The organism is Pedobacter roseus, from assembly GCF_014395225.1.
GTDB lineage: Bacteria > Bacteroidota > Bacteroidia > Sphingobacteriales > Sphingobacteriaceae > Pedobacter > Pedobacter roseus.
The window spans coordinates 2,665,075-2,685,506 of record NZ_CP060723.1; the positions used below are offsets into that span (position 1 = coordinate 2,665,075).

Here is a 20,432-nt window from a genome sequence, read left to right on the forward strand (position 1 = left end):
AATTGTTTAGTGTTATTTTTTTTTAAGATTGTTATTGTTTATAAGTTGTTAACCTCAAATCCACGGTAACTCAGCATTTCTGCATTATGGGCTACGATGAGATTGAGTTGTAACCTTTTAATAAGGTCTTTCGCCCCTGTGATGGTACGGTGAATGTCGTTCACTCCCCTGATTTCGATTCCGTTTGCCATCAGTTTAAATTTGTTTGGTTCAAATTTGTCGATGAATTTCTGAAGATCCAGGCTGATCTTTGTCGGTATTTTTTCCATGTTAGAATCTAATCTTATTATTGAGCGCAAAGCAAGAGAACCTATTTTAACTTAGTGCGCTATTTATGTTATCAATTAAACAACATCTCTGTAAAAGATGTACTGGTTTATGCTACTAAGCGGTCAGCAAAATGCACTATTGTTTATATCTCCATTATATTTTCAAACGAATATTGTTAATTTCGCCTAAAAATAGATTAAACGGGCAAAGCATATAAAATTTTGCCTGATTATTAAGGAATTACATCGAATGGAAGAAAACGATTTTGTATCCATCTGGCTTGAAGAAACTGGAAATCCAGCCATTGAGGAACTTGCACGCGCAAATTTTGAAGTTGCCGATAAAACTGCCAAAACACTTACAGATAAAGGACTTACCAAAAACGACCTTTCTGTGCTGGTCGATATTAATCCCCTTGAAATTGAGCGCTGGCTGGTTGGCAGGCATACTTTTAGTATGAATGTTTTGAAAGAAATTACGACAAAACTTGCGGATTAATATCCTTATAAAATTATACTACATAAATTTCCGATTGACCTGGTCTACCATTTGCAGATTCTACTAGGGCTATCGTCCTTCCCTCGCAGGCGGGAATCTTAAATTGCTTGCCTTAAAAATCCCAATCAAGTTGAGAATGAAGATGTTACTTTAGTAATCAGGCTTTAATCCCAAATACCGTTTTCAGCGGTAAATATTACAGGTTCTCCTCCGGTTACCATAATGGTATGTTCATGTTGTGCAACAAAACCTCCTTTATTGCCACATAATGTCCAGCCATCAGCTTGTGTATCCGCAATGGTTGATCGTGTTGAAATAAATGTTTCTATGGCCACCACCTGATTCTTTTTGAAACGGGTAATATTAAACCGGTCGCAATAGTTGGCAATTTCGTGAGGTGCTTCGTGCAGATTACGCCCAATACCATGGCCAGTTAGGTTTTTGATTACCGTATAGCCTGCTTTTTTTGCTTCAGTTTCTATCAATCTCCCAATTTCAGCTATCCGCACACCGCCTTTAATGTTACTGATGGCTTTTTTGAGTATCTCTTTTGATGTTGCTACAAGCCTGCCATGTCCATAAATATCTTCTCCAATAATAAACGACCCTCCATTATCAGCCCAAAAGCCATTTAATTCGGCAGAAACATCTATATTAATCAGGTCGCCGTTTTTAAGGATTTTATCTATTGACGGAACACCGTGTGCAGCTTCTTCATTAATGCTGATACAGGTATATCCGGGGAAACCATAGGTTAAGAGAGGTGCAGAGCGTGCACCCATTTCTGCCAGCAATTTGCCGCCATATTCATCCAGTTCCTTTGTTGAAATGCCCGGTTTGGCAAATTCACGCATCTTTTTAAGGGTTATGGCTACAGCAGCGCTTGCCTGTTCCATTCCTGTTTTTTCACTTTCAGTAGTTATAGACATATTTAGGTTTTTTACCTCTATCAAAGATAATGGCTTATTGCTATTTTAAGCAGACTTAAGAATAAGCCCAGTCAATAATCTGTTTAAGTGATTTTTTAATTTCATCCTGACCTTTTTCTGCCTTAACATCAATGCCGCAAAAAGTTCCGTTAGTTTGAGCATATAATGAAAGGTAATAGATGCCGCTGATTAAAATGGCTTCTATTGCCCTGATATTTTTATCCTTGTCTTTAAAATGATCATCGTACACTGCTGCAAAAAGTTTTTCGCCTACTTCTTCACGCTCACGGTTAAGTTCTTTTAAAGGTTCAAAATCTTCAGAAAGTCCCCAGGTAACAATTTTCCTCATCTCTTCGTTTGCCATTAAAGCATTTAACTGATCTTCTAACAGCTGATAAGCCATTTTTTTTCCAAAATCTGTTTTGCTTTGTTCGATTACCGCTGCAGTTTGCTCATCACTAAACCTCCAGTAATCTTTGGTAAAAAGGTACTCTTTAACCAGTCCTTCGAGTCCGCCGAAATATTTGTACACAAGTTTACGGTCTACATTGGCTTTTGCAGCCACCTGCATCACGTTTAAACCTTTAAAACCATTTTCGATAAGGATAACACCAAGCGAATCTATCAGTTTTTGTTTCGTTCTTTCCTTATTTCTAAGCGGTCCGTCGGTTATTTTTCTGCCCATTGAATGATTTTTACCGCAATTTGCAATTTTCTGTGTGATATTTCAAATCATTAAGTGGCTAATCAAAACTTTCATGATAAATGTTTAGCTATAATATTTTTTTTTGAGAATATGAGGCCTGATTCTGTAAATACTATAATTTATGAAATTGAAATTGCATTTATTTTAGCTTAGCGAATACTTTTTCGGTTTAATCCCAATATGCTGTTCAAAAACTCTCGTAAAATGACTTAGGTTTGTAAAACCCAATTGATAACCTACTTCCGAAACAGAAAGTCGTTTCTCTTTTAATAATTTTGCTGCTTCGAGCATGCGTGCGCTTTGGTAATATTCGAAAACGCCTTTTCCAAAAGTTTGCTTAAACAGTTTCCGTAGTTTTGGTTCACTCATATTTGCTTCTCTGGAAAGTGCAGCAATATTTGGAGCTTGGGCAAGGTGAGAATGCAGGTGGTATTTAATGGCGTATATGGCTTTAATATCATCAATATGCATGTTGCTCGCAGGTATAGCTTCCCTTTGCAATAACAGCGTGAAAATATAACACAACAGTTCCTCGCACTTTAGTTTATAATAATGGCTTTCGATAACCTGGGGCATTGGCTGATGGATCATTTCATCGGCTGTTTGGATCATTTCGGGAGAAATGCTGATTTCAAAGACAAAATTATCTTTCGATCCCAATATGCTTTCTATTACAGGATGATCTACCTTGCTAAAAAGCAAGCGGAGGTAATGCCTCGAAACGGCAATGGTAACACTTCCAAAAACCGTATTTGAAGGCATGGCCATAACCGATGAAACAGCATGCATACAGATCAACACGTTTGAATGTTCTGCATACAATTGCTTTTCAGACTTTACAGGCGTTGGAAAAATTCCGCTTAACAGGAAAATCACATCTTCCTGCCCTTCCACCAGCTCGTTGGTACGTTCGATATAAATTTCCTCATGGAGATAATAGTTCCTGATCATTACGCGGAAATCTTTTCCCCACGAAAAGCCGGTAATGTAACCGCCACCCTTATTTTCAGGAATGTAAATGAATCTTCCATCTACCCGTGCCCCTATTGCTTCAGCAAGTTTATTGGCAATTCCTGATCCGGTATCGGTAATCGATATTTTCATTTACGACTGTTTTAATATTAAAAGTAACTATTTTACCTATAAAAGTGTAAGCATTTTTGTGCGTAATAAATAAGGACAAAAAGATATGTTACTGGAAAATAAAAAAATAGCCATTATTGGCGGCGGTCCTGGTGGATTAACCCTCGCCAGACTTTTACAGCTTAAAGGTGTTGACGTAAAGGTATATGAAAGGGATTTAGACCCTACCATACGCGTACAGGGAGCTACGCTCGACCTCCATTTCGAGTCTGGTTTAAAGGCTATTGAAAAAGCCGGACTGATGGATGCTTTTAAAGAAACTTACCGGCCTGGTGCAGATCAGGGGCGAATTATTGATCCGCAGGGCAACATCATTTTTGATGAGCACACCGAAACATTGAACGATGATTTTGATAATGAATACTTCAGGCCGGAAATTGACAGAGGGCCATTAAGAAACCTGTTATTAAATTCGCTGGAGCCTTGTACTGTGGTTTGGAAAAGTCAGTTTTTAACCATGGAGCAGGTTAACGGACAATGGAAAATCACCTTTAAAAACGGAACAACATCCACCGCCGACCTGGTAATCGGAGCTGATGGTGCTAATTCTAAAATACGTCCGTTTGTAACGCCCATAAAAGCTTCCTATGCCGGCATCATCATCTTGCAGGGAAATGTACAACATGCCGAATCAGTCATCCCCAATATGCATAATTTATTAAATGGCGGGAAAATATATGTCCATGGTGATGGCAAGGCCTTGCATATATCATCAAAAGGTGATGGCAGTATTGACTTTTATACCAGCAGCAAAAAAGATGAACAATGGATAAAAAACAACGGGCTTGATTTTTCTGACCATAAAGGGATACTTGAATGGTTTAAAAGAGAATTTACAGGCTGGAGCGAGATCTGGTTTGAATTATTTGAAAAAGCAAGCACGCCGGTTATACTACGCCCGCAATATGTAGTGCCATTAGATCAAACCTGGGATGCAAAACCGAATGTTACGCTATTGGGAGATGCCGCGCATATAATGCCTCCATCGGGTGAAGGAGTAAATCTGGCCATGCTGGATGCACTTGATTTAAGCGAATGGCTTGCCAGCCATGATGTTGCAACACTCGAAACAGCCATTTCTGCCTACGAAAAAAAGATGCTGGAAAGGGCTGCAGAAGCCACACAGGATTCGCTTGAAATGGCAGACTGGATGCATGCAGACGATGCGCAGGAAAAAATGCTGAAACTGTTAGGCCGTAATACGTAAAACGGGATAAAAGCATATCTGCAAAGGACACCAATAAAACAATTCTATTTTTTACCCAAGCTTACCAACAAACGGCCGGAAGAAATTCTGGCTTTTTTTATGGACGCTGGCCCGGAATAAACAATTATTAACCCGTCAGGCAAACGTTTGCGCAGTCTTTTTTCTTTTAACTGCATGTAATTATAAATACATTCGAATGACAGTGCAGGCAGACCTATGGTGATTATAACATTGGTTTGAAAGAGAGGGCAGAATAGTTGGAATGGCATCGATATAATAACTCAAATTATAACAACCAAATATTTACTTAACCTAAAAACAATGAAAAAAACATCCCTACTTTTCACCATGATGGCAATAACTTGCCTTTTTGCCTGTAAAAAGGCCAATGTACTGCCAGAACAAGCTGATAATGGCAAAGCCACAAACCGTGCGGCCCTCTTATCTGCCAGCCAAACTAACGTTTTTAATGTTACCGAAAAAATTAATGCTTCAATTGAAAAAGACCGCTTAAAAAACGGTTATAATCTGACAGATTTTACGGCTACAGGACTTTATATGGCACCAAATGCCACTCTAAACATTACTGTAGAGCAAACAGCAGGAACACGCTTGCCAAAACTACTTATTGGCACCTACTCCAGGTATGGCACATGGAACGCACAGCCTACAGTGGTACAGTTAACTGCAGGCACCAATACCATTACCAATGCCGCAGGTGGTTTGTTGTGGTTAAGGTACACTAACGCTACTACCGGATCTACAGCGAAAGTAACTTTCAATACCGGTTATCAATATGCGCCTTATTTTAAACTGGGTGTTACTACCAATTCGGATTGGATCAGTCAGTTAACGACCTACACTACCCCTGATGTAGTATTGGAGGGATCTAATTGTGTAATCGTGGTATCGCGTACCAAAGCCATCCAGTACCAGAACGAAGATCAGGCGGCCATACTCAATAAAATCACCCAGATAATCGCACTCGAAGATGATTTAAATGGTTTGGATAATTCGCTACCCGCCCATGCAAAAAATGTGCATACCTACCTCCTCACGCAGCATGAAGATCCTGCTTATTATTTCTTCGCCTACGATTACCGTACGGCCTACATTACCTCTGATGTAAATGCAATTCTAACGTTAGATGCCGTGGGTACCAATGGATGGGGATTATGGCATGAACTTGGGCATCAACACCAGATGATGTGGCGCTGGGGAACCCTGGGCGAAGTTACCGTAAACCTTTATAGTTTATATGTTCAGCGTACCCTCACCCCGTCTGTTAACAGGTTGGTAAATGATGGCGTTTGGCCGAAAGCCTTTACTTATTTAGGTAAAGCAGCAGGCACTAAAGATTATAATGGCTCAACAAGTTATGCTAACCCGCTCACCGATCTATTTATCCGCTTATGTATGTTCCAGCAGCTTACATTGGCTTATGGCGACAATTTCTACAGAACATTGGCCAAAAATATGCGTGTTGAAAATCCAACATTGGCAAATGACGACGACCGTATGCGCTATTTTATGCTGAAAGCCTGTAACTTATCAGGCAAAAACTTAAGTAATTTCTTTCAGAAATGGGGATTAAACCTCTCTACTGCTGCAGCTACCACCCAAATTTATGCTGATATGGCTGCTTTAGGTTTACCTGCACCAACAACTGATCCTTCTACCTTGCAGGATAATGTGGCACCTTTAAGCGAACTGAGTAAAAGCGGCTGGAGCATCAATTCTTTCAGCTCTGAAGAAACCAGTGGCGAAGGTGCTGTAAATGGCCGTGCGGCAACTTTAATTGATGGAAGCCAGAGTACTTACTGGCATTCGAGGTGGACCAGTACTGCAGCAAGCTATCCACATCAGATCGTAATCGACCTTGGTTCAAACAAAACGGCTAAAGGATTAAGTTTGGTGCAGCGGAACAGCTTAAGCAGAGCGATTAAAAATTTCCAGGTGTTAACCAGTACCGATAATGTTAATTTTACGGCGGTAAACAATTACGTAGCGCAAAATGCTGCCGGGGTTCAGTATTTCGACTTTGGTGGAAGCAAAACGTTAAGATACCTCAAAGTAATTGCCAATTCAGCACAGGATGGTTTGCAGTTTGCAGCCCTGGCAGAACTGGGTTTATATAATTAAAATTTAATGAAAGAGGATCGGTAATGCGGTCCTCTTTTTTTTACAATATAGCCCGTTGTTTTTTACCACAGAGAACACTGAGAGAAGGCACAGAGATCACAGCGTGCTTATTTTTTGCCCGCGATGCCTGTAACTTCGATTCCGTTTTCCTTAAAAATCTGAGCATTACGTCCGTAGCCAATCCCAGGTATCAGGATATTCTTCACAGCTTCCCGAACGAAAAAATCTTTTGTTTTTTATGCCTGTATTATTAATGGAATAGTACAAAGTTGTAGACCGATTGATGCTAAAACACAGTTTATTAAGCAGCGCCTTAAACCCCATCAGTAAAGGTGAGTATTAAATCCGCAAAGTTAAATATTACTTCCCCATAGTTAAATATCACATCCGCACAGTTGTATATCGCATCCGCACAGTTATATATCGCATCCGCACAGTTGTATATCGCATCCGCATGGTTATATATCCCATCCGCACGGTTGTATATCGCATCCGCATGGTTATATATCGCATCCGCACGGTTGTATATCGCATCCGCACGGTTGTATATCGCATCCGCACAGTTGTATATCGTATCCGCACGGTTATATATCGCATCCGCACAGTTGTATATCGTATCCGCACGGTTATATATCGCATCCGCACATTTGTATATCGCATCCGCACACATAAATATTGCTTACGCACTGTTGTTCAGTGCATTCGCCTAGTGAAGTATGGCTTTCCCTAAAGTAAATATCATTCTCGCCAAACTGAATTACGCTTCGTCTTAACTAAATATTGTGAAAGGGGCTACGGGCGAAGCGAACGCATTAAGGTTCCCGCCTGCGCGGGATCCGATAGCTACCGGATGACGGCTGTATTTCAAAAAAAGCGGTTTCTATCCAGAAAACCGCTTTTAATCATTAACTATTATTTTTGTGTGGTATTAAATACTTGCTTTTACTTCTCCACAGGTAAGCATGTTTTTAGGGTAATATGGATTTTGAATCGCTTTATCATCGCTGATCCACGTCGTCCCCGTCATTGGGCAAACCTGTTTGTAAAGGGTAGTTTTCTCTGGCTTAAACCTTTCGATAACCGACCACAGTTTAACCGATAATTTATCCATTTCACTGCGCTGCTTATTAATGGACTTTGTGGCGGCAATGGCCAATGCAAGCGTTTTAATTTCTTCGCGTGTAGTTGTGGCTGCATTCATCTCATCCAGCGATAATTTTTTAAATTTAAACTGGTTGAGCAGTGAAGCAAATTCTGTCGCAAATTTAATCACCTGTAGGGAATCTGATTTGACCAGACTGTTTTTAATACCCAGGTAATTCATTACAATCGCTTCTTTTAAAACTTCTCTTTTTTGTGCCAGTTCGGGTGTGGCTACTTCCTGGGCAGAGGTTTTTACCTGCGCACTTACACTAAAACTTAAGCCGGCCATCGCTATGATGATGGCCCATGTATATTTTTTCATTTGGGTTAAGGATTTAAAGTTGTTTTTTTAAGGATTTTATCAATTTCGGTCCTGATATCCGCCAGGTGTGTGGCATTAATGCCTGTGGTTTGTGGCAGAAGTTCTTCTACCCTTTTCCTGATGGCCTTGATGTGGGCGATGGCTTCCAGTCTTACATCGCTGCGCTGGGCGCTATTCATTGCTTTTCCATCGGCAATATCTTTGGGGTTGATCAGCATGCCCACCTTTTCGAGGTAAGAACGTTGCAAGCTTCGCAGATAGGTATCTTTTAAGGGATCGAGTGAAGGCTTCTTCCATACAGTAGGCAACACATCGTTTAAAAATTCGCTAACAGGATAAGGATCTGCAGAGTTCAAAGCTTTCTGGCTCAGGTTAAACAACAAACCCGGACTTAAAAACATATTTAAAATCTGCGTCTGCTGATCAGAAATCTCATCCATTGGTTTCATATCAATGTACTGCGCAATTTCTTTCGGATAGATCCATAAAGGAGCATCGAATAACTGGCGGCCTACATAATCAACCACGCTCTTCACCTTTGCTTTGGGAATTTCGGCATAAACCACTCCTTTTTCGTCTACGCTTCGTTTAGTAACATAGCGGTTGCCGATGTTTTTCATTACATGATACAGGTAACGGCCATATTGCCTTACCACCGCTTTATGCAACTGGGCAAGGTTATCGTATTGATCTCCGGGTTCATTTGTCCATTCAATTAGATTGGCTACTACCCTTTTCAGGTTTTTAATTCCGTAGTCGCTGGCCGCAATGGCATCATCGCCTAAATCTTCTGCCTGACTGCGTGGATCTTCATCCTTACCTTCGCCTCCAAACCACAAACGCGGGTTTCGGGTTAAGGTATCAGTAGTCATTTTATTTAAGATTTTTTCTTCTGCATACTCATCTTTGGCTCCATCGAAATAACGATAACCCCAATTAATGGCCCACTCATCATAAGCACCAATGCGTGCATAAATTCCTTTTGGCGAGATGTGATCTTCGGGCTGTGCTACATAATTGAAACGTGCATAATCCATAATCGAAACGGTATGTCCGTTTTTCTCTACCCAGGCCTTATCCCTCAGTTTCTCTACAGGCGTTTGGCTGCTTGCACCCATATTGTGCTTTAAGCCCAGTGTATGACCTAGTTCATGTGAAGAAACAAAACGGATCAGCTGTCCCATCAGCTCATCATCGAACTGCATTTTGCGCGCTCTTGGATCAAGTGGACCAGCCTGCACCATGTACCAATCGTGCACCAGTTTCATTACATTATGGTACCAGCCTACGTGGCTTTCCATAATTTCGCCACTGCGCGGATCGCTGATGCGTGGACCGTAAGCATTTGGTGTTTCGGAAGCATAATACCTGATCACCGAGAACCTGGCATCTTCGAGGCTCATGGTAGTATCGGCTTCCGGCCATTCTTTTCCGATAATGGCATTTTTAAAACCAGCCTGCTCAAAAGCTTTTTGCCAGTCGTTTATCCCTGAATCAAATACGGGCGCCATTTTTTAGGTGTAGCCGGATCGATATAATACACAATCTGTTTTTGTGGCTCCACCAATATGCCTTTTTTGTATTTAGCCAAATCCTCTTTTTTAGGTTCCAGGCGGTAGCGCTGAACCAAATATTTGGTTTGTGTCCGTTGCTGATTTTCATCAAAAAGGATATACTTATTATTGAAAAAGCCAACCCTTTCATCAGCTATTCGCTTTCTCATCGGTATTTTTGGCAATAACAGCAGCGATATATTTAACCTCAAGGTAATCGCACCGGTTAAAGCACCCGCCGGAACCCCTAAGCCAGAACCAGAATATGTTTTGGTTGTTTTAACTTCCACATTAAGCGGATAACAGCTTATTTTTTCGATAAAAGAGCGGTCGTCGGCCAAGCTACCGAGTTTTTTCTCGGTTTTCTCTTCGGCTGCAATTGAAACGACCGGAACATCCTTTTTAAAAAAGTCGGTTACTTCGATTACATAATTTCCATTGACCGGATTGCGCGCTTTGATGTCGAAACTGGCAACAATCGGACTTTCCTGCGATTGCATAACCGCCTGGTAAATGGCTTCAGAAGTGTTTTTAGTTTCCTGGCGGTATACCACACCTTTTAAAAAGAGGTTATTGTTATTACCCTTCTGGAAATAAATGGTCTGCTCGTTCACTTTTTCCCCGCCAAAACTACCAAAACCCTGAGGCGTGGTAACGTAACGCGTAACAGCCAGCAGGTAACGGCCCAATAAACTATCGGGCACTTCGAAAAACCATTTCTGGTCTACCTGCCTGATGTTAAAGAGTCCGTTCTGGCCTATTGCATTTGCCGGAATGATTTTCTGGTAATCAACCGGCCCTTTCTTCGTGGTGCTATCGGTCTTTGCTACTACCGGTGTTTTTTGTCCGAATGCAGTTAAAGAGAGCGAGAGCGCAACTGGAAATATAAGGTGTTTAATGTTCATATTAAAACGGAAGTTTTTCGTCGGTATTTAAGGTTAGGTTACGATTTTTCTTAAGTACGTTAAGCGGAAACGGAATGATATACAGCCTCGAGGTGGGCAACAAGGTGTAAGTTTGCTGTGGAACGGTTTTGTTCACAATCGGGTATTTACGCACCACTGTTTTTGCATATTCAGGCTCGGTATTTAAGCGTTTCAAATCCATAAAGCGGTTAAAACCAAGGAACAGTTCTTTTCTGCGTTCATTGATGATAATGTCCATGGTTTCCTTTCTCGTTGCCGGAACGGGAAGCGTGATGGTACCTGAGACGATGCGTTTTTCACGGAGTTTGTTTACCACCGCTATGGCACCTGCCAAATCGCCCTCTCTTGCCAAACACTCGGCCTGCATTAAATACACTTCGGTGGTTTTTAAACCCACCGTTGGATAAAAGAACCTGGTATAGAAAACACTGTAGTATGCTGCATTTGAACCGATATCCAAAAAGCTGGCGCTGGTGGTGTTGAAGAACATATTGAAACGTGCATCGTTGGTGCCGAACAATTCCCTCAACTCCGGACTGATTAACCAGGTATAGCCAAAATTTGTTTCGTTATAGCCCTGGATGTACATGTAACTCAAAACCTCAGGGTTGTTGGGGGCAATAACCGGTGTAACCGATGGCCCACCCTGTTTTGTGGTATAGTTAACCAGATCGAAAATCTGGTTGTTATAAGAAAGTGATTTCTCACACGCTGCTTTGGCTTGCGCGATTTCTTTTTTAAACAAATGCACCTTGGCTTTTAATGCCCATGCAAAAGCCAGTGATGGATGGTATGGATCTGATGGTTGTGCCTGCAAGTATGGAAGTGCATCATCTATATCTTTCTGGATGAAATCGTAAACCTGGGCAACAGTCGATTTTACAGGTTGAGCTTCTAAATCATATTTATCCATAATGCAGATTCCGCCATCAGTAGCTGCAGTAGCCGCATTATAAGCTTTGGCATACACATTTACCAAAAGGAAATGATCGAAAGCCCTCAGCACCTTAGCTTCGGCCTTAGCCAGTGCTTTTACATTATCGTCACCTTTACTGCCATCAACCAAAGAGATAATGGTATTCCAGCGGTTAATGTACACATAAGCACGTTCGTAAAAATTTGAGCTGCTAATTAAAGAAACCCGATCTACACTTTCATTAAAACTAAAATGAACAGTATTAATGTTTGGTGTTACGCCTACAAAATTCGATTCTTTCATCCACATATCATCAACCAGGTACTGAAAATTGCTGATGAGGTAAGCCCTGTTGGGATAAGAAACCAATTCGTAATAATCTTGTGCCGTTTCTACAAGTAACGAACCTGTTGGAGTGAGATCGGTATATTTTTTACACCCACCCGTTAAAATAAGGGCAAGGAATACTATAATTGTTATATTTCTTTTCATTTTGTTAAAAGGTTAGGTTTAGGCCAAATACAAATGATTTAGGATTTTCGAGGGTTCTTGTGCCTGTAATACCTGAATAGGATTCCGGATCGATATCATCCCCTGCTGCACTTGCATACCATAAATTGCTGACCTGAGCGGTGAACTTAGCAGATGGAAGTTTGAATTTACCAATCATACTTTTAGGCAGGTTATAGGATAAGGAAATGTTTCTTAATTTGATATAATCGCCCTTAACCACGTTAATATCTGCAGCTTGCCACATGGTATTAATGGCGCTGGCACTGTTAATCAAAGCTTCCGGGTAATCAACCAGTATTCGGGGTACATCAGGTACATTTCCATTTTTGAAACGCTGGGTAATGTTCTCATCGGTTACATCATAAGCACTGATATTAGTTACATCACTTCTGATTACGTTACCCCCTGAAAATACCAGTAGAGCACCCAATTCGAAATTTTTGTAAGCAATCCGTTGTGAAAATGATCCGGTATAGGTTGGAGTTAAACTTCCCATATTAACCAAACTGGCAAAATTGTTAATACTTTTGATACTGGAAATGATGGGATTTCCACTGGTATCAAAATCGATGCTGGCTTTACCATTATCATCTAAAAAGTAAGGATAACCATTTACCATGCCTCCATAGCGGTAGGCATATAACGTGTTGTAGGCAGAACCTTCTATATAATAGATTGCAGGAGAAGAAATATAATTTCCAGCCGTAGAAAGTGCACTATTTACCTTACCGATACGGCTTCGGTTAAAGCCCAGAATAAAAGTAGCGCTTAAGGTTAAATCACCCGATCTTAACCAATCGCCACCTAATGTAAATTCGATACCGCGGTTAATTAAAGTACCATTATTGATCATCCTCGAAGCCACACCAACTGTTGGATCTAATTCTGCCGTTACAATTAAATCAGTACTCTTTTTATAATATACGTCTATACTTCCCCTTAAACGGTTCGATAAGAAGGCATAATCTACACCACCATTATAGGTTTCTGTTTTTTCCCAACGTAGTTTTGGATTGGGTAAAGCGGTTACATCAATATACTGTAAGGATGGAAACAGGTTATCGCTTCTTCTTCTGGCCGTTAAGTATTTAGAACTTTCCGAATTCTGGTTTCCATTAACACCATAAGTTGCACGTAATTTCAACAAACTGATCCATTTTTGTTCCTGGATAAATTCTTCGTTACTGGCATTCCAGCTGGTACCAACCGAACAAAGTGGCCTGTTTTTATATTCAGGATCTACTCCAAAAAAATCGGCTTGGTCTACCCTTACACTACCTGTAATGTTGTATTTATTTAAATAAGTATAACCCGCATTGGCATAAGTAGAAAGATTTCGGTGTTTAATTTCAGTCTGCGTTCTGCCTAAAACAGATATTGTTCTGCTCCCTCCATAAATATAACTTGGCAAACCTGTTTGACTGGCGGCCTGGGTATTGATTAAGGTTGAGGTAAGTGTAATTGGATCATAACCATATCTCAGGTCTTCGATACCCCTTGGCGAAAATGTTTGACGCATCTCAAAACCGGCAATGGCAGATATGGCATGTTTTCCCTTATCAAAAGTACGGTCGAAACTCAACTGGTTCCTGAAAGTATAACTATTATTGCCACTCTCCATTTGGCCATATCTACCACCCGTCGGAAGTCCGTATGTATATACATTAGTGGCAGGTGTATAGCCAATAAGCGCGTTATAAGCTGCACGCATTTTATATGAATTTACATCATAATACTGGTTCGATTTAGCTGATGTGTTTTCGACCTGAAGCTGACTGGATAAATTAAGCCCTTCCATTAGTTTTGCCTGAATATTAGCAAAACCCCTTAGTGCAATATTGGTTGAATTAACCTGGCCTTCATCCAGCGACTCCAAAATATTAAAACGGTAAGAGCGGAACTGCGGATTGTTTTTCAAAGCGGCAACCATTGCGCCATTAACATTTGCACCGGCAATGCCATCTGGCAAATTCACATAATCTGCATATACTAAGCTTCCATCAGGATTAATAATAGAAGCATAGCGAGGCTGAATAACATTATAGGAATCATAAGATGCATCAGTTGAAACCGACTTTGTATAAGTGCCATTAAAACCAAGTGTAGTGGTTAACCATTTATTTATGTTGTAAGTGTTTTTAAAATAAATGTTCAGCTTTTGATCATTGTTCTTGATTACTTTTTGAGCTGAATTATCGAGGTTTATAGAGGTATAAGTATTTGATTTTGCACTTGAAGAACTAAAAGAAAGGTTGTAACGCTGGCGGAATGCATTTTGCCAGACATTATCCCTATACTGCTCATAGTAATCAGCATTTCTCCAGGAAGTCAGTTGTTGGTTAACCTGATCAGATGTTACCTTTCCGGCATCACGATCACGGTACAATTGGTAAAGCGGGCTATAATATTTGATTGATCCATTAGCAACCGTGCCATAAGCGGCAAACATCGATTCGGTTGTGGTATAACGGGCACGCTCTTTATTATATACATCTGTTTCCAGGTCTAAAATATCAGAGGTAGACGCATAATGCATAGAATTGAATGCAGGTTTAGTGTCTATAAAAAAATCGGTGTTTAAAGAGATTTTAGCCGGACTATTCCCTTTTTTTGTGGTTAAGATGATTACGCCATTGGCTGATCTGGAACCGTAAATAGAAGAAGCTGCTGCATCTTTTAAAACCGTTACCGACTCGATATCATAGGGGTTTACCTCTTCCAAAGGGGTTTCTGAAGGTAATCCGTCAATTACAATTAAAGGGTCAGTTCTTACACCAGTTTGTGAGATTGAAAATGTACCTCTTCCGCGTATTACCTGTTTATCGGCACCTAGCCCATAAGGGTTCTTATCATAAGCTAAACCTGCAACTCGGCCTTCTAAAGCAGATAAAATACTCGGGTTAATTTGCTCATTCAATTTTTTTTGATCAACAATGGAAAAGGCACCCGCATTCCTTTCGAGTGGAAGCGTTTGAAAACCATTTACCACAACCTCTGCCAGTAAAGATGCGTTGGCACTTAACCTAACGGTTACCACCTTTAAAGCAGCATTGCGATCGAAACCCTGGGTTGAAGAAAGGTATCCGATATAACTGATTTCGAGCGTATTGTATTGGTTACTTAAATTAAGATTAAAGTGCCCGTTACCATCCGTAAGGACATATTTATTGGTGTTTTTGATTTTTACAGAAGCACCCGGCAATGGCGAACCCAAACTATCGGTAACCATACCATGCAGCACATATTCATCTGCAATATCTTCCTTTGGTATTTTTAAGATGATGGTGCGGTTGTTGCTGATTTCGTAGTTAAAATCCTGTCCCTTAACCACTGCATCCATAATCGTTTTAATATCTGCTGTGTTCAGGGTAAAGTTGATGGGTTTGGCTTTTTTAACCAGCGCCGCATCGTACACAAATTCATATTTTGTTTTCGCCGAAATTTGTGAGATAACGGTATTTAAGGGCGCTTGTGTAAAGGTGTACTGGGTATTTTGTGCTTTTGCGTTTATCGATAACAAAACGATAAAGCAAAAAACGCTTGGCCAGTTCAGTAAATACCTGCATCCGGACCGGACGAGGCGAAAGTAATGGTTTGTCATAAAATTTAGTTTGGTTTGGTTAATTGATCGACGACGGAGCAACCTTATTCTTTAAACACGATCTTATTTTCTTTGATTTTTAGCCTGTAATCAGTGGCCGTAGCAATAGCATCCAGCACTTCATCAATATCCGCCTTTCGGGATATTTTAAGGTAGAGGTTCTTTTGCGGAATAGATTTTACATCTACTTCCACATTATACCACCTGGCCAGTTTCTGCATCACCGTTGATAAGGGCACATCATTAAATAAGAACTCGCCTTTTGTCCAGGCATTAAAATCTTCTGCCGAAACATTTTGCAAGTCTAATTTTCCATGATGAGAAATCACCTGCTGATCAGGTTTTAATACCACCTGATCGCCATTTCCATTGGTAAACCTGATGCTCCCCTCTAACAGTGTTGTCTGTGTACCTTCATCTTCAGGATAACTGCTTACATTAAACTGCGTACCCAATACCTTGATTTCGTTGCCAGACACATTGACAATAAATGGCTTTAGCGGATTTTTGGCCACTTTGAAGAAAGCTTCCCCCTCTACATACACTTTTCTTTCTGATCCGCGGAAATCAGTTGGAAAGCTAAGTTTAGAGCCGGCGTTGAGCATTACCTCAGAGCCGTCGCTCAAAGTAACACGGTATTCGCCGCCGTTAGGGGTGTTTAAGGTGTTCAGTTTCGAAGCCTCAGCAGAATCAGCATTTACGGCCATAAAAACCATTGTACCATCTGCTTTGGTACTTACTGTAACCCCTTTGCTGCGATAAAGTACGGTGTCCTTTCTTCCAGCTGAAACACTTTCCTTTCCACCTAAGCTCAGTACCGCTTTAGCAGAACCTGGAACAATCCCATTGCTGCTGTTTAAAAACCGTGTAAGCAATAAGGTACCCGAAACAATTACCAGTATCGCAGCAGCTATCCTCATAAAACGACCGGATTTCAGCACCTTTAAAATTGGCTTTTCCGGTTTTGCAAAAAGTTTATCCGATAAGCCTGCATGGATCTGGGCTAGTCTTTCATCTTCAGCAGCAACATTTAGTTCAGTTTCCTGTTCAAATCCTTTTTGGATCAGCTTTTCAAGTTCCTGTTGATCCGCTTCACCAAAGTAATTAAACAATTGCTCCAGTTCTTTAGCATTGCTCTGATCGGCAAGAAATCTTTCGAATAATTTTGGGCTTAAAGGTCTTTTCTCCATCGTTGTCAATATATAATATGCACGAGATGGACAAACACACTATCGCACTTAGATTTTTTTTAAAAATATTTTTATTTAACTTTCAAATAGGCTGCAATGCAGAAAACAATAAACTCCTGAGAATGAAAAAAGACGTAACGTTTAATGTATTTGGTAGCGCTAACCAATTGATTGCTCACGGTAGAGGGGCTTAATGATAAAATTTCGGCCGCTTCCTGGTAGCTTTTACCTTCGATACGGCAAAGTTTAAAAATTTCCTTCCGCTGTGCGGGAAGTTTTTCGATAGCTTGGTTAAGCAATTCGACCCTTTCTTTGTTGAAAATATAATCTTCCGTCTGGTCGTAAAATTCGGCAAAAGTCTCCAATAAATGTTTTTGCATTTTCACATCCTGCGCCAAACTACGGTAGTAACCATAAACAGTATTCTGAGCAATGGTGAAAATCCAGCCTTTAAATGATTGATCAAGATCGATTTTGGCCCTGTTGAGCCAAACTTTTAGAAAAACATCCTGCAAAAGCTCATCAACAACCTCATTCAATTTAACCATGCGCTGCATTTTTGGAAGCAGCATTTTACTGTACCTGACATAAATAAAATCAAAAGCATCACGATGGCCATCTTTCAGGTCTTCTAAATACTTTAATTCTTCTTTATCGTGCAGATTATCAGGGGACATTTCGTCAAATCTACAAATTAAGCAGAATTATTAATCAATCCGTACTCATTTTTAACATTATTAAGAGAAATTGTCTCATTAATTAGGTAGAAACGATAAAATTAAGCCTAAAGGATGTAATTGATCGTTATATAATTGCTTAAAAACGAATAATAGATTTTATCTAGTAGTTTGGAAAAACATTTAGAGCAGCTTTTTGCCAATGCAGGCCCGCCTCCGCTTCTGCAGATGAAAAATCAACATCTCGCTATCGTTGGATTTAGATAGCAGCCATTGTGCAACGATGCTCGGTAATAAACCCGATTGGAGTGAACATTCCGATCTTTCATCGGAATAAAACGAAAAGCGGGACTTAAAATGCGATGAAAAGTGGAACCCTACATTTCCAGAAACAGTTAATAATATTTTCTAAAACAAAAAGTCCCGAACTCGATAAATGAATTCGGAGCTTTTGTTCTAAAAAGACCTGGTAGGTTTATAAAACCTGCGAGGTCTAGTGTATCACTTTGTCACAATCTCCACTTTCCCACCATTCCTAAACAAATCATGAGAAATAAAATACCCCTGATTGATTTTTCCATCTACTTTAATCTCAGTAATGCCTCTGCCCTTGCCCGGTTTGCTGATAGTCAATAATTTACCCGTGCTGGTTTTCCATTTTACTTCATCAAAAAGCGGTGCGGTAACAATGTAATTTGGATCGGTTGCAGAAAACGGATACAATCCCAGCGAACTAAACACATACCAGGCCGACATTTCGCCCGCATCATCCATACCCGAAAGTGCCAAACCATCGCTACCTATTCCATAAAGTTCATTAAGGATTTTATCAATGATTTTTTGCGATTTCTCGGGTTTACCAATAAAAGTATAAGCAAAAGGCGCTTCGTGATCAGGCTGATTACCCTGACAGTACTGTCCGATCATGGTTTCTACATTACGGGCTATGTATTTCGGGTTCCAGGGTAAAGTAAATAACGAATCCAATTTCGATTCAAAACCATCTGCACCGCCGTATAACTCAATAAGGCCTTTCATATCATGCGGTACATAAAACGAAACCTGCCAGGCATTGGCTTCCCTGTACATGTATTCGTAATAAGGATACTGCGGATTAAAAGGCTTGATCCAATCACCATTATCCAATCTTCCCCTCATAAAACGGGTACCGGGATCGAACATGTTTTTATAATTCTTAGATCTGGCCATTAAAATGCGGTAATTGGTGCTGTCACCGAGTTTCTTCGCGATCTGTGCCAGCGAATAATCATCGTAAGAATATTCTAACGTTTTAGAAACGCCTGCTTTTGCTTTCGTTTCTACATGTGGATTTTTAACGTCAGGATCGGAGATATAACCTTTCTCGATATATTCCTTAATAAAGGGCCGGGCACCACCTTCAACATTGGCATTGCGTAACAAAATCTGATAAGTGCCTTTAATGTCGAAGTCATCAATTCCCCTCAAATAAGCACCGGCAATAGATGATGCCCCATGATCGCCATGGAAAAAGGTTGGTATAAAGCCCGTTTTATCACCCACATCCTTCATTGATTTGATCACATCCAAAGTAACTTTAGGTGTAATTAAACCTAAAAGCACGTCTTTATTACGGTAGGTATCCCAAAGCGATGGCTCTGTATAATAATTAAAATTACCTTTGATGATGTTGTGTTTTGCATCCTTAAACTCACCATTTACATCGCTGCGCAAGGCCGGCCATAAAAATGAACGGTATAGGCACGAATACAACATTTGTTTTTGTTTTTCTGTACCACCTTTTACCTGGATATTGGATAAAAGGGCCTCCCATTTTGCAGTAGCTTCATTACGGATTTGCGTAAAAGTTTTATTGCCGATTTCTTTCTCTAAATTTTCTTTAGCATTAGCCGTGCTTACAAAAGAGAGTCCGATTTTTAATTCCACCGGCCCTGCACTTCCATCAGCCAGATGCATAATGGCATAACCAGAACGTTTGCCTACATCTGTTTGATCGAGTTTATCTATCTTGCCATTTACCGTTGCATAAAAATAAATATTCTCTCCACCCTGAAAGCCCTGTATGGCCGAAGTACCCACTTGCTCGATATTCCAGGTAGAAACGCCACTATTGGCTTTACCCATTAAAAAAAGTATTTGCCGGTCGCGGGTGTTTTTATATTCATATTGATGAAATCCAGCCCTTAAGGTTGAAGTGAGCTTTACATTTACTTTATAGTCATCCAGATAAACCTGGTAATAACCAGGTGCAGAACTTTCGTTTTTATGAGAAAATTTAGAGCCAAACTTATTTGTAGGATTGGAAAGCGGCAAAACCGGGATGTTGCAGAGGTTCCAGTGGCCCTTATTGGTGTGTGCAAAGCCGTAAATGGTGTCGTCTTCATATTCGTAACCTGCACCAGAACCAAATTCGGTAATCGGGCTTAACTGTACCATGGCATTGGGTAATGAACTGCCTGGAAAAGTTAAACCAGCCCAGGAGCGCCAGCCTTGTGGAAGCGCATAACCCAATATTTTAGGATCGGTTAGCGGTGCCGTGCCGATAAAAGTATTGACATATTTAGTGAAAGACGTTTTGCTTTGGCTTTGAGCAGGATAACCGCTCAATACATTTAGAAATAAAATACAGAATAGAAATTTGGTTAGCGATTTCATTTTACATAAAACGATTTAGTGTGTACTATCAAATATAGAAA

Annotated in this window: 16 protein-coding genes; 3 read left to right on the plus strand and 13 right to left on the minus strand. The window is 40.3% G+C overall.

The genetic code is table 11. The features are described 5' to 3' along the window. Positions 1-38: 38 nt before the first annotated feature. Entirely contained in the window at positions 39-269 is a 231-nt protein-coding gene (locus H9L23_RS11130; protein ID WP_187595019.1) for a hypothetical protein, read from the minus strand. Positions 270-519: 250 nt separating this feature from the next. Here H9L23_RS11130 and H9L23_RS11135 point away from each other — a divergent pair, with 250 nt between their 5' ends. Beyond that, complete coding sequence (locus tag H9L23_RS11135) at positions 520-768, plus strand: hypothetical protein (protein WP_187595020.1); 249 nt, start codon at positions 520-522, stop codon at positions 766-768. A 164-nt stretch (positions 769-932) separates the two neighbouring features. Here H9L23_RS11135 and map read toward each other — a convergent pair whose 3' ends face one another. From map to H9L23_RS11150, 3 genes are all read right to left on the minus strand, one after another. Next, positions 933-1,697, minus strand: coding sequence for a type I methionyl aminopeptidase (gene map, locus H9L23_RS11140; protein ID WP_187595021.1), 765 nt, complete (start codon positions 1,695-1,697; stop codon positions 933-935). Between the two features lie 55 nt (positions 1,698-1,752). Then, a complete protein-coding gene (locus tag H9L23_RS11145) occupies positions 1,753-2,382 on the minus strand; it encodes a TetR/AcrR family transcriptional regulator (RefSeq protein ID WP_187595022.1) in 630 nt (209 codons plus the stop codon). A 165-nt stretch (positions 2,383-2,547) separates the two neighbouring features. After that, positions 2,548-3,507 (minus strand): helix-turn-helix transcriptional regulator, encoded by a 960-nt coding sequence (locus tag H9L23_RS11150; protein ID WP_187595023.1) that lies wholly within the window; start codon positions 3,505-3,507, stop codon positions 2,548-2,550. An 85-nt stretch (positions 3,508-3,592) separates the two neighbouring features. On the opposite strand from H9L23_RS11150, the gene H9L23_RS11155 reads away from it, so the two are divergent. Together H9L23_RS11155 and H9L23_RS11160 are read left to right on the plus strand one after the other, a co-directional pair. Next, on the plus strand, positions 3,593-4,753 hold the full coding sequence (locus tag H9L23_RS11155; RefSeq protein WP_187595024.1) for an FAD-dependent oxidoreductase: 1,161 nt from the start codon (positions 3,593-3,595) through the stop codon (positions 4,751-4,753). A gap of 321 nt (positions 4,754-5,074) precedes the next feature. Continuing rightward, on the plus strand, positions 5,075-6,895 hold the full coding sequence (locus H9L23_RS11160; protein ID WP_187595025.1) for a M60 family metallopeptidase: 1,821 nt from the start codon (positions 5,075-5,077) through the stop codon (positions 6,893-6,895). A gap of 313 nt (positions 6,896-7,208) precedes the next feature. Here H9L23_RS11160 and H9L23_RS11165 read toward each other — a convergent pair whose 3' ends face one another. The 9 genes from H9L23_RS11165 to H9L23_RS11200 all read right to left on the minus strand — a co-directional run bounded on the left by H9L23_RS11165 (position 7,209) and on the right by H9L23_RS11200 (position 20,391). Beyond that, positions 7,209-7,565, minus strand: a complete 357-nt coding sequence (locus H9L23_RS11165) for a hypothetical protein (RefSeq protein WP_187595026.1) — start codon at positions 7,563-7,565, stop codon at positions 7,209-7,211. A 258-nt stretch (positions 7,566-7,823) separates the two neighbouring features. Further along, positions 7,824-8,360 carry a DUF3347 domain-containing protein gene (locus H9L23_RS11170; protein WP_187595027.1) on the minus strand — a complete coding sequence of 179 codons (537 nt, stop codon included), beginning with the start codon at positions 8,358-8,360 and terminating at the stop codon, positions 7,824-7,826. Positions 8,361-8,365: 5 nt separating this feature from the next. Then, on the minus strand, positions 8,366-9,871 hold the full coding sequence (locus H9L23_RS26595) for a zinc-dependent metalloprotease (protein ID WP_246474912.1): 1,506 nt from the start codon (positions 9,869-9,871) through the stop codon (positions 8,366-8,368). Next, positions 9,844-10,818 (minus strand): DUF5117 domain-containing protein, encoded by a 975-nt coding sequence (locus tag H9L23_RS26600; RefSeq protein WP_246474913.1) that lies wholly within the window; start codon positions 10,816-10,818, stop codon positions 9,844-9,846. Before H9L23_RS26600 ends, H9L23_RS26595 begins: the two co-directional genes overlap by 28 nt. A 1-nt stretch (position 10,819) precedes the next feature. After that, the gene (locus tag H9L23_RS11180) at positions 10,820-12,247 is read right to left on the minus strand and encodes a RagB/SusD family nutrient uptake outer membrane protein (RefSeq protein WP_187595028.1); all 1,428 of its coding nucleotides are present in this window, start codon (positions 12,245-12,247) and stop codon (positions 10,820-10,822) included. A gap of 4 nt (positions 12,248-12,251) precedes the next feature. Further along, positions 12,252-15,788, minus strand: coding sequence for a SusC/RagA family TonB-linked outer membrane protein (locus H9L23_RS11185; RefSeq protein ID WP_246474914.1), 3,537 nt, complete (start codon positions 15,786-15,788; stop codon positions 12,252-12,254). 125 nt (positions 15,789-15,913) lie between these two features. Continuing rightward, a complete protein-coding gene (locus tag H9L23_RS11190; RefSeq protein WP_187595030.1) occupies positions 15,914-17,059 on the minus strand; it encodes a FecR family protein in 1,146 nt (381 codons plus the stop codon). 71 nt (positions 17,060-17,130) lie between these two features. Then, the gene (locus H9L23_RS11195) at positions 17,131-17,736 is read right to left on the minus strand and encodes an RNA polymerase sigma factor (protein WP_187595031.1); all 606 of its coding nucleotides are present in this window, start codon (positions 17,734-17,736) and stop codon (positions 17,131-17,133) included. Between the two features lie 501 nt (positions 17,737-18,237). Beyond that, positions 18,238-20,391 carry a GH92 family glycosyl hydrolase gene (locus H9L23_RS11200; RefSeq protein ID WP_187595032.1) on the minus strand — a complete coding sequence of 718 codons (2,154 nt, stop codon included), beginning with the start codon at positions 20,389-20,391 and terminating at the stop codon, positions 18,238-18,240. Positions 20,392-20,432 lie beyond the last annotated feature (41 nt).